The organism is Streptomyces sp. NPDC094448 (genome assembly GCF_044763775.1).
Taxonomy (GTDB): Bacteria; Actinomycetota; Actinomycetes; order Streptomycetales; family Streptomycetaceae; genus Streptomyces.
The window spans coordinates 110,140-119,942 of record NZ_JBIWGU010000018.1 but is presented as its reverse complement, the minus strand read 5'-3'; the positions used below and the strand labels follow the sequence as shown (position 1 = coordinate 119,942).

Sequence of the window (9,803 nt, the reverse complement as noted above, 5' to 3'; positions counted from 1 at the left end):
CCCGGGCCGCGGGGGGCTCCCTCGGGCGGTCGCGGGTTTAACCCTTGTCCCCCTGTGGTGCGCCGGGGACCGGGCGCGGGCCCCGGGCCCCGGGGGGGGGGGGGCCCCGCGGGGGGCCCCCCGGGGCCCACGGCCGTTTCCGCGTTCACCGGTCCGGCGGGCGCGATCCGTCAGGGCGGCCGGGTTCCCCCGGGTGAGACGAGTTCGCCCGAGGAGGGCGGCGCCGGTTAGGTTCTCCTCATGACCGATACCACCACCCCCCGTACCACCGGAGCCGTCGCGGCCGGCCTGGCCACCATCGCCGCCGACGGGACCGTTCTCGACAGCTGGTTCCCCGCCCCCGAACTCGTCTCGGAGCCCGGCCCCGCCGGGACCGAGCGGCTGGACGCGGACCGTGCCGTGCAGCTTCTGGGGGCCGGTGCCGCCAAGGCGCTCGGTGTGGACGCCCGTCGCGGGGTCGAGGTCGTGGCCGTCCGTACGGTCATCGCCTCCCTCGACGACAAGCCGCTGGACGCCCATGACGCGTATCTGCGGCTGCACCTGCTCTCGCACCGGCTGGTCCGGCCGCACGGCCAGAACCTCGACGGCCTCTTCGGCCTGCTGGCCAATGTGGCGTGGACATCGCTGGGCCCCGTCGCCGTCGACGATATCGAGAAGGTGCGCCTCAACGCCCGCGCCGAGGGCCTGCACCTCCAGGTGGTCGGGGTCGACAAGTTCCCGCGGATGACGGACTACGTGGTCCCCAAGGGGGTCCGGATCGCCGACGCCGACCGGGTCCGGCTCGGCGCCCACCTCGCCGCGGGCACCACCGTGATGCACGAGGGCTTCGTCAACTTCAACGCGGGCACCCTCGGCACCTCCATGGTCGAGGGCCGGATCTCGGCCGGTGTCGTCGTCGGCGACGGCTCCGACATCGGCGGCGGCGCCTCCACCATGGGCACCCTGTCCGGCGGCGGCAACGTCGTCATCGCCATCGGTGAGCGCTGCCTGGTCGGCGCCGAGGCGGGCGTCGGTATCGCGCTGGGCGACGAGTGCGTCGTCGAGGCCGGTCTCTACGTCACCGCCGGGACCCGGATCACCATGCCCGACGGCGAGATCGTCAAGGCCCGGGAGCTGTCCGGCGCGAGCAATATCCTCTTCCGCCGCAACTCGGTGACGGGCGCGGTCGAGGCCCGGCCGAACAACGCGGTCTGGGGCGGGCTGAACGAGATCCTGCACGCCCACAACTGAGCAGGTCCGGGCGGGAACTCCACGGCCCCGGCTCTCGTACGTCCTGACGGGCGGCGGGCGCCGGGGCCGCGCCCGTCCCCCGCGGCGGCCGGTGGCGCCCGAGGGTGCCCGCCGTATCGCCCCGGGACCCGGCGGAGGAGTTGACCTCAAGCGCGCTTGACGTTCCACGATGGTGATCGACGGTGGCCCGCCCCCGGGCCGCCGTACCGGAAGGGGAGCAGCGCCATGGCCGAGCAGCGCCGTACCACCGCTCGTACCACCACCCGCACATCCGCCCCGAAGGCCGTCACCGTGCCCCACGCCCGCCCGGACCCGGGACGGGACGGCGTCGGCGTGGTCAAGATATCCACCTGGGACGTGGGCACACCGGAACGGCAGCGCGCGGTGCTGGCCGCCGTCGAGACCGCGTGGACCTCCCGCGACTGGCCCGCCGTCGGACTGCTGTCGTACACGGTCCACGCCGGGGAGGACGGCCGCACCCTGCTGCACTACTCGCAGTGGACCGACGAGGAGGCGTACGAACGGTTCTTCGCGGAGTACCGGGACGAGCGCAACGCCGAGATCGACGCGGCCGTCCCCGGTATCGAGCGGCTGGGACTGTACACGTACGGCCTGTACCGCGGCGGACTCTCCGATCCGGCCGACACCAGGATCCCGGGCGCCGTCGTGGCCGTCGAGGCCGAATTCGACGGGCCGGACCGGGAACGGGCGGAGGCCTGGGTGGACGGGGTGTTCACCGCCCTGGCCTCGGACCCCGCGATCCAGCAGGGCGCGGCCGCCGGGATCTCCGCCTGGTTCCACCTCACGGCCGACGGGAGCCGGATGCTCAACTACGCCGAGTGGGAGAGCGCTGAAGGGCATGACGCGGCCCTCGCCGCGCCGGGCGAGGGCATCGGATCGGACACCGAGGAGTGGCGGCGGGTGCATGCCTTCCCCGGGATCCGCTCCGGGCGGGTGCGGCGCTTCACCCCTGGCCTGAGCCTGCGGCCCGGCGGCTGAGCGGAGGCGCGGCGGGGGCGTGGTGGACGTGCCCCCGCCGCCGCTCCGGCAGGGTTACGGCCGGAACCGCAGCACCTGCGGGTCGTGGTCGCTGTTCTGGTCGTTGAACTCGGCGTTGAGGTGGACGCTGTCGTACTCGAAGTCGTCGATCCCGGGGCTGGTCAGGATCTGGTCCAGCACCTGGCTGTTGCCCTGGAAGACGTACGAGTAGCGGTCGCCGCGCGGCAGGGACTTCACCGCCGGGTAGAGCGCCCCGCCGTCCGTGAGCGCCTCCGTCGCCGCCGAGAACTCGAAGTCGTTGATATCGCCGACGACCAGCACATCGGCCTTGCGGTCGACCGCGAGGATCTCCTTGACGAAGGCGTTCACCGTCTGGGCCTGCTGGAGCCTCCGGACCTCGGAGGAACGGTTCGGCGGCTGGCGGTGCGAGGTGAGGGCCTCGTCGCCGCCCTTGGAACCGAAGTGGTTCGCGATCACGAATACCCGCTTGCCGCGGAAGGTGAACTCGCCCGCCAGCGGCTTGCGGCTGTCCGTCCACGCCTCGTGGCCCGGGGACACCCGGCCCGGCGAGAGCGTCAGCGCCGCCTTGCCCCGCTCCCGTACCACCCCGGTCGCCGTGGTGGCGTCGCCGCCCGGACGGTCGGTGAAGGACACCCGCTCCGGGTTGAAGAGGAAGACCTGGCGGATATTGCCGCCGGGCTGGCCGCCGTCCTTGTTGTTCTCCGGGTCGATGCTGCGCCAGTCGTACGCCGGGCCGCCCGCTGCGCGGATCGCCGCGACGAATTTGGCCACGGTCTGGTCGGCGGCGACGACACCGTTGTTCGTCGCGCCGGTGTTGTCCTGGATCTCCTCCAGGGCCAGGATGTCCGGCGACGCCAGATTGCCGACCACGGCCCGGCCGAGGGCGTCGAACTTCTCCTGCGGGTCGGACGGGTCCAGGTTCTCCACGTTGTACGTGGCCACGGAGAGTTCGTTCCGTCGCTGGGGGCGGGTGCTCTCGCGGGTGAGGCCCCGGTCCGCGACGGTGACCGCCGAGCGGGAGACCAGGGTGTAGCCGCCGAACTGGTTGAAGTCCAGCGGCCCCTCCGTCGTCCCGGTGAGGACGTCGCCGACGTTCGCCTTCGGGAACGGCTGCTCGGCCAGCGGGACCAGCGACTGGACCTGGAGGCGGCCGGTGTTCTGCGAGGTGTACGAGCCGTAGCGGGTGCCGCCGCGCGGGGTGGGGTTCTCCTGCGGTTTCACCGTCACCCAGAGCGCGGCGTACGGGTCGGTGGCGCCGACCACCCGGGAGTCGCCGATACGGACGTTGGCGCTCTCCAGGGACTCGTAGTAGTCCAGGGCCCAGCGGCGCGGGTCGAGGGCCAGTCCGTTGATGCTGCCGCCCGCCGCCGGGTCGCCCGCCGGGGCGTACGCCGCCGGGACGGACCACGCGGTGATCGTCACGGCCTCCGGCAGCGGGTTCCCGGAGGAGACCACGGTGACGGCCGGCCGGGAGAGCTGGGTCAGCGACTGATTGCCGGACGAGGTGCCGCCGGGCACGAATTCGCTGACGGTCCCGGAGACCAGGACGGAGTCTCCCGGCTTCACCGCGGGCGTCGAACCGGAACCGGTGAAGACGAAGATGCCCTCGCTGGTGGCGGCCCGGCCGTCGCCCTCCGGGTCCTGGAACCAGAAACCGCGCGACGAGCCGTAGGACCGGACCCCGGTCACGATTCCGGGCACGCCGGCGACCTGCTGTCCGACCAGCGGGGAGATCCGGGTGGTGCCCTGGATGTCGTGGATCCGGACCGCCGCGGCGGCCGGGCCCGCAGCGGCCGCAGTGGTGGCCGTGGTGGCCGCGGTCGCGGCGGGAGAGGCGGCCAGCAGGCCCGCGGCGAGGGCGGAGGCGACGACGGCGGCCACGGCGGCCGGTCTCGGGACGAGGGTGGAGGAAGGCATCGGGAAACTCCCCGGGTCGGGACGGCGAGGACGGACCGGCGGTGCGGGTACGGCGCGCCGGACGGAGCGGTCGTGCAGGCGGTGAAACGTTTCGGGCGCAGAGCGGAACAAGGCGGCTCTACGCGCGTCAATCTCCGTGCTGCGCCGGTCACTTGTCAAGGGCGTCCGGGTGTACGGAGGGTGGCGGACGGACGAAGGAGTGGTGCGGCGGGCGCAGACCGGAACAGGACCGGAAGGGGACCGGGACAGGAGTGGACAGTTCCGGTACGGCTGCTTCCGGCCCGGCTCACCACAGGACGGTCGTACCGCCGCGCCGCGACCGGCGGAAATGCGTCTACGCTGGGGGTTCGCCGCCAGGGGCCGCGCCCGGACCCCGTACGCCTTCGAGGAGAAGCAGCCGATGTCCCAGGACCGTCCCACCCTGCCGCCCGTACGGTTGCGTTCCGACGCGGAGCTGGCACGGGACGCGCTCGCCTCTCCGCTGCTCTCCCGGGCCGTCCGCCTCGCCCGCTGGGCCGGTCCCGGCACCCGCGTCGGCGCCGGGGGCGAACTGGCCGAGGATCTGCTGCCGGCCGCCGCCGCGGAGATCGGACTCCCCGCCGACGAGGACGGGGAGGCCTACGCGAGCGAGGCCTGGCGCGCCGCCGTCGACGCCGGGCTGGTGGCGGTCGAGGACCCGGTCGGGCACAGCGACGAGTACGGTACGGCCACCGAGGGCGAGAACCTGCCGCTGATCACCTCGGGCGCCCCGCAGGATGTCCTCGCCGTCTGGCTGGAGACCCTGGAGGCGGCCCACGCCGACGCCATCGCCCCGCTCCTCGACGATATCTCGGACCTCGTCGGCGAGGACGGCGACATCGACTACGGGGCGCTCGACTGGGACCCCGAGGGCGAGGCCGAGTTCCTCGACGGCGTCCTCGGCAACCTCTATCTCCTCACGCTCGCCGACGGCGGCTCCGGCGACGAGCCGGTACCGCTGCCCGCGCTCGCCGCGTCGATGATCGTCCCGGACGATATGGGCGAGCCCACCGACGACGTACTGGAGCAGGTCTCCACGGCGATGATCCGCCTCGACGACCAGTTCCGGCTGCTGGAGGGGGTCGGCCTGGTCGAGTACCAGCCCGTCGACGAGGCCCTGATGGCCGAGGCCGACGCCGACGCCGCGCTCGACGACGAGGACGTCTCGCGCTACGGGCTGGTCCGGCTCACGCCCCTCGGCCTGTACGGAATCCGGGCCCGGCTGCTGGAGGCCGGGGTCGACGCCCCGGTCGTCGGCGAACTGGCGGGCAAGGGCGCGGACGCCCTCCTCGACGGGCTCGCCCACTACCCGGAGGCCGCCGCCCGCGCCGAGACCGAGCAGTGGCTCGCCCGGCACGAGCCCGCCGACGCCACCCGGGAGCTGCTCGCCGCCGCCCGCGGCGCCGACGAGGGCGCCCCGCTGCGCCGCCTCCGCTGCCAGCAGGCCCTGACCCTGGTCGGCCCGGCCGGTGAGCCCGAGGTCCGCGCGGTGCTCGCCGACCCGGAGCTGGGCGGACTGGCCCGGGTTTGGCTGGCGGAGCACGGGGCCCTCGACGTGCCCCCGCCCACCGAGGCCCTCGTGGTGTGGCTCTCCGTCGACACCATTGCCGCCCAGCTCGACGCGGGCGGCGAACTGGAGGACATCCAGGCCCTGCTGGCCGAGCTGACGGGCCGCCACACCGGCTTCATCGACGCGGCCTGGCGGATCGACCACCCGGCGACGGCGGACGTCCTGGAGGCGATGGGCCGCCTCCACCCGGAGAAGCGCGTGGCGAAGGAGGCCCGCAAGGCGGCGTTCCGGGCGCGGTCGCGCCAGAACTGACGCCGGAGGGGGCCGGGCCCGGCGCGGGCCCGGCTTCCCGTGCTTGTCGTGCCCGGTTCGGCCGGGTGTCCCTTCCGGGCACGACGGGTTCAGGCGGTCTGTGCCAGGAAGTCCCGGACGACGGGCACGGTGGCGTGGGCGGTGAGCCGGGTGCGGAGGTCGGTGAGGCTGGAGCTGCTGCGGGCGGACGAGACGCCGCCCATGTAGTCGACGGCCCGGCGGGCGGTGTGCACGGCGCCGTCGAGGTCCCCGAGTGCGACGCGGGCCTCGGACTCCCGTGCCAGGTAGATGGCGGCCCCGCGCGGGAATTCCTCTTCGTGGTACGCGTCGAGCAGGTCCGCCGATGCTGCCGCGAAATGGGTCAGTGCTTCGGAAGGCCTGCCGAGGTTCAGCGCGCACGACCCTGCGAGCATGTGCAATTCACCGAGGTTGACCCAGTAGACGCAGTCCGGGTCCTCCTCCGGGGACCGGTCGCGGGCGCGGTCGTACGCGTCGAACGCGAAGCCGAGGGCGTGCTCGGTGGCGTGGCCTTCGCCCGCGCGTGAATGGGCCCGCGCGAGCCGCGCGTACAGCATGGCCGTCATGGTGGGCGAGCCGATTCGGTCGGCGCGCCGCAGGGCGTCGGCCACCAGGTCGGAGGCGCCTCGGGGGTCGCCGGTGGAGTAGCGCATGACCGCCCAGAAGGCCATGGTGTTCGCGGTGACCACGGGGTCGGCCGCGGAGGCCGCCGCGCGCAGAGCGGCCACGTAGTACTCCTCGGCGGCGCCGTGGTGGCCTGAGTCGTATGCGGTCCAGGCACAGATACGGGCTGCTTCGGCCGCGGTGCCGTGCAGTCGACGGCCGATGTCCTCGGTGTACGAAGTGGTCTTCAGCGTGCGCAGGATCAGCCGGAGCTGCGCGCGCGCCGTGGCATGAACCTGGCCGGAGCCGAGCTGATCGTCCTGTCTCCGTAGAATCGCCAGCGACTCTTCGAACAGGGTGGGCACGCCTGCGCCGATGCGGCGCCCGAGTGATCGTGCGGTGGCCGGTTCGGCGGTGGCGACTCCGGCGAGTATCGGTGTTACTCCGGTGACGACGAGAAATCCTCTGCGGTCCATGGCAGCTCCTCCTGCGGTGGCGACGCGGTCGAGCAGTTCGATCGTGGTGGCGGGGGTCCACTCGGCGGTGAGGAGGTGCCGGTCGTGGATGCATGCCAGCCTCAGCCACTCGGGCCAGGGCCGGGCCGTGATCTCGTGCTCGGGGATGCCGTGCAGGACGGCCATCGCCTTCTGTGCGTGCAGGTCCGGTGCGACGCCGCCCCTGGTCCAGCGGGTGACCCGTTTGCGGTCCCGTGCGATCGGCCCGTAGCCGAGCTGCTGGTGTACGGCCCCTAAGCGGGTCAGATAGTCGTTCGCCGACCAGCCCTGACAGTGCAGCAGGTAGGCCAGCGGATGCCCGTCGATGCTCACCTCCCCATAGTGCATCGCGAAGTATCGGCCCGGAGTCGAACTGTGCGCGTTCCTGCCCGGATGGGCACACGTGGTAACAGGCTGGGCACAACTGGGCACATGCGTCCTCTCCTCAAGCCTGCCCCGTCACGGCGAGGCTGAGACCCGTGCCGAACCACATGCAGGAGACAGCGCCGACGGTCGTCGCCGCGGTGCGGAATGCCTTCGAGGCCGGGGCGGCGGTGGTCTGGTGGACCGCTGTGCTCGCCGGGCTCGGGGTGGTGACGGTCATTGCCCATGACGACCTCGGCGAGGACCGGGACGAGTGGCCGGACCGGGTGTCGGGCCTGTCAGCGCCGGAGCGTCCGTACGCGGACCCCGACCCCGCCCCCGACCATGGACCGGCCCCGCGCGGCCGAGCCGGACGACCGGACAAGGAGGAGCCGATGCACCGTAGCGATGCGGGTCGTCCGACGGGGAGCCCGTCGCCGTACACCACACTCGACCCGCCCGAGCCGGAGTGGCCGCCGTGCGTTTGCGGCGGCCCGGTCTGCCCCGACAGGACACCCGCTCCGGGCGAGGAGACCGACGATGACCGATAGGCCCGGCCCGCCGCCGGAGTACTGCATCTACTGCGAACGGCCCGTGGACCGTACGGAGGAGAACCTGGTGATGGTCGGCTTCTCCGACTCCGGCGCCCGCCCCTCCCTCTACGCCCACCCCGCATGCCCGGCTCCGCGTTGGCGGACGAAGACCACCCCGCGGTGCCGCTGATCCCGTCGGCGCCCGCGGGGCTTCACCGGCCCCGGTCCGTGTCCCCCTCACGGGCCGGGGCCGCATCTTCGGGGACGGTGAGGACGACCGTACGGCCGTCGGGGTCGCTGAGGGTGTGCTGTCCCGGCCGGAGCCCCGGAGCGGCGGCGACCAGCCCGAGGCGGAGGTATCCCGTCACGCCCCGGCGGCCGGCGGGGTACAGCTCCAGCACGGTGCCGTCGAGTTCGGCGGCGTAGTGTTCCGGGCCGGTGCCGTGCCGCTCGGGCACCAAGGGGAGGCCGAGGCCGGTGTAGAACGCGCGGCAGGCGTCGAGCTGTTCCGTGTAGATCACGGTGAGATCGGAGCGCACGGGCGGCAGAGGTGCGATCGGCACGGCGGCAGCGGGCCTCCGGGCAGGGCAGGGACTTTCTTCCGCGTCGATCGGCGCGCCCGCCGTGTCACTGAGGTGGTAGCACGTGCTGTTGGCCCACACGGTGATGGCGTCCGGCCGGTGTTCGACTCGGAACGGCTCGTCTTCGCCCAAGGTCGCGTGCCAGGGACCGTCCCGGTCCGGTGAGTGGATGACCACGACCCGGGTTTTGCCCGGTGGGATCCGATGGGTGTCCGCCCAGGGCTCCACGGTCAGCTCAAGCGACGAGTGACCGTCGTTGTTGATCAACAGCCTTGCGGTTCCCGCAATGTCCATCGTCAGCACCCCTTCTCGTTCCGGCCGCATTCTTCCGGGCGGGAGCGGGTGAGAGGTTCCCGGGTGAGCCGCGGAGTGTGACCGTCGCACCGGACGGGCGTTGTGCGGGGCGCCCGCCGGGCCGAAGCATGTGCTGCCCGCGTCCCCCTGACACCGCCGACCGTTCATTTCCCGGCAGGCTTGAACGGGTGGGGCTTCACACGGACGGGGGAGGTTCATCGGATTTTTCGGAACTCGTACGCGGCGGCGGCCTACCGTACGGGCACGGCCGCCGGGCGCCGCGGCGTATCGAGGAGGAATCCATGACGTCGTCCTGTGACCCCGCACTCGCTCCCGCCGGTGATGTGAGTGCCGCGCTCATGATGATCGACTCCCGGCTCAAGCAGGTCCATGACGGGAGTACCGAACCCGACCCCGTGCAGCGGGAACTGCTGGAGCAGTTCACCGCCTCCCTGGGCGCCGGCGGAATCGAAGACCTGCTGGACGGCGTGTGCACGCTCATCTATATGTTCATGCAGTGGCTGCGGACGGCCCACGAGGACCACGGCAAGGACGTCGTCGAGTACGTGGTCCCCAACTTGGTCGCCACGATGCGCATGATGCCGAGGAGTGTCCCCGCCGAGGCGATCCCCACCATGGCGGCCCTGGTCATCGCCGCGGGCACCGGCTTGAGCCCCAATCTCTGGCGTCTGCAGTTCGGGTACTGGACCGAGGAGGAGATGACTCCGCTGGAAGCCACGGCCTTCCTGCTCGCGGAGCACATCAACCGCATGACCGACGATCGTTCCTTCGCGACTTCCCTGATCAGCGATGCCCTGTCCCATGCGGAAGGCGAATGACGGACCGTATCGGCATCCTGTGGAACCGCAGCGTCGGTCCCCAGGGCCCGGTCGGGGCCCTGGGGACCGAC

The 9,803-nt window shown here is 72.5% G+C and carries 9 protein-coding genes; 6 read left to right on the top strand and 3 right to left on the bottom strand.

The genetic code is table 11. The features are described from left to right. Positions 1-240: 240 nt before the first annotated feature. Both dapD and ACIQ9E_RS28975 read left to right on the top strand, forming a co-directional pair. Positions 241-1,230, top strand: a complete 990-nt coding sequence (gene dapD / locus ACIQ9E_RS28980) for a 2,3,4,5-tetrahydropyridine-2,6-dicarboxylate N-succinyltransferase (protein WP_403712021.1) — start codon at positions 241-243, stop codon at positions 1,228-1,230. A gap of 225 nt (positions 1,231-1,455) precedes the next feature. Beyond that, complete coding sequence (locus ACIQ9E_RS28975) at positions 1,456-2,229, top strand: antibiotic biosynthesis monooxygenase (protein ID WP_403712019.1); 774 nt, start codon at positions 1,456-1,458, stop codon at positions 2,227-2,229. Between the two features lie 54 nt (positions 2,230-2,283). Here the strand turns inward: ACIQ9E_RS28975 and ACIQ9E_RS28970 are convergent, their stop codons facing one another. Next, positions 2,284-4,167 (bottom strand): endonuclease/exonuclease/phosphatase, encoded by a 1,884-nt coding sequence (locus tag ACIQ9E_RS28970; protein ID WP_403712017.1) that lies wholly within the window; start codon positions 4,165-4,167, stop codon positions 2,284-2,286. A gap of 400 nt (positions 4,168-4,567) precedes the next feature. Here ACIQ9E_RS28970 and ACIQ9E_RS28965 point away from each other — a divergent pair, with 400 nt between their 5' ends. Continuing rightward, positions 4,568-6,007 (top strand): hypothetical protein, encoded by a 1,440-nt coding sequence (locus ACIQ9E_RS28965; RefSeq protein WP_403712033.1) that lies wholly within the window; start codon positions 4,568-4,570, stop codon positions 6,005-6,007. Between the two features lie 89 nt (positions 6,008-6,096). Here ACIQ9E_RS28965 and ACIQ9E_RS28960 read toward each other — a convergent pair whose 3' ends face one another. After that, positions 6,097-7,455, bottom strand: a complete 1,359-nt coding sequence (locus ACIQ9E_RS28960; RefSeq protein ID WP_403712015.1) for a transcriptional regulator — start codon at positions 7,453-7,455, stop codon at positions 6,097-6,099. Between the two features lie 146 nt (positions 7,456-7,601). Between ACIQ9E_RS28960 and ACIQ9E_RS28955 the strand changes: the two genes are divergently transcribed. Together ACIQ9E_RS28955 and ACIQ9E_RS28950 are read left to right on the top strand one after the other, a co-directional pair. After that, positions 7,602-8,036, top strand: a complete 435-nt coding sequence (locus ACIQ9E_RS28955) for a hypothetical protein (protein ID WP_403712013.1) — start codon at positions 7,602-7,604, stop codon at positions 8,034-8,036. Beyond that, positions 8,026-8,208: a hypothetical protein gene (locus ACIQ9E_RS28950; RefSeq protein ID WP_403712011.1), complete on the top strand. Its 183-nt coding sequence runs from the start codon at positions 8,026-8,028 to the stop codon at positions 8,206-8,208. The genes ACIQ9E_RS28955 and ACIQ9E_RS28950 overlap by 11 nt, the downstream gene beginning before the upstream one ends. Positions 8,209-8,230: 22 nt before the next feature. Here ACIQ9E_RS28950 and ACIQ9E_RS28945 read toward each other — a convergent pair whose 3' ends face one another. After that, entirely contained in the window at positions 8,231-8,893 is a 663-nt protein-coding gene (locus tag ACIQ9E_RS28945; RefSeq protein ID WP_403712009.1) for a hypothetical protein, read from the bottom strand. 302 nt (positions 8,894-9,195) lie between these two features. Between ACIQ9E_RS28945 and ACIQ9E_RS28940 the strand changes: the two genes are divergently transcribed. Next, positions 9,196-9,732: a hypothetical protein gene (locus tag ACIQ9E_RS28940; protein ID WP_403712008.1), complete on the top strand. Its 537-nt coding sequence runs from the start codon at positions 9,196-9,198 to the stop codon at positions 9,730-9,732. Positions 9,733-9,803: the final 71 nt, after the last annotated feature.

Coding starts and splice junctions, on each gene's coding strand:
- ACIQ9E_RS28945 (WP_403712009.1), bottom strand. CDS start 8,893: ATGGACATTGCGGGAACCGCAAGGCTGTTGATCAACAACGACGGTCAC.
- ACIQ9E_RS28975 (WP_403712019.1), top strand. CDS start 1,456: ATGGCCGAGCAGCGCCGTACCACCGCTCGTACCACCACCCGCACATCC.
- ACIQ9E_RS28970 (WP_403712017.1), bottom strand. CDS start 4,167: ATGCCTTCCTCCACCCTCGTCCCGAGACCGGCCGCCGTGGCCGCCGTC.
- ACIQ9E_RS28950 (WP_403712011.1), top strand. CDS start 8,026: ATGACCGATAGGCCCGGCCCGCCGCCGGAGTACTGCATCTACTGCGAA.
- dapD (WP_403712021.1), top strand. CDS start 241: ATGACCGATACCACCACCCCCCGTACCACCGGAGCCGTCGCGGCCGGC.
- ACIQ9E_RS28940 (WP_403712008.1), top strand. CDS start 9,196: ATGACGTCGTCCTGTGACCCCGCACTCGCTCCCGCCGGTGATGTGAGT.
- ACIQ9E_RS28965 (WP_403712033.1), top strand. CDS start 4,568: ATGTCCCAGGACCGTCCCACCCTGCCGCCCGTACGGTTGCGTTCCGAC.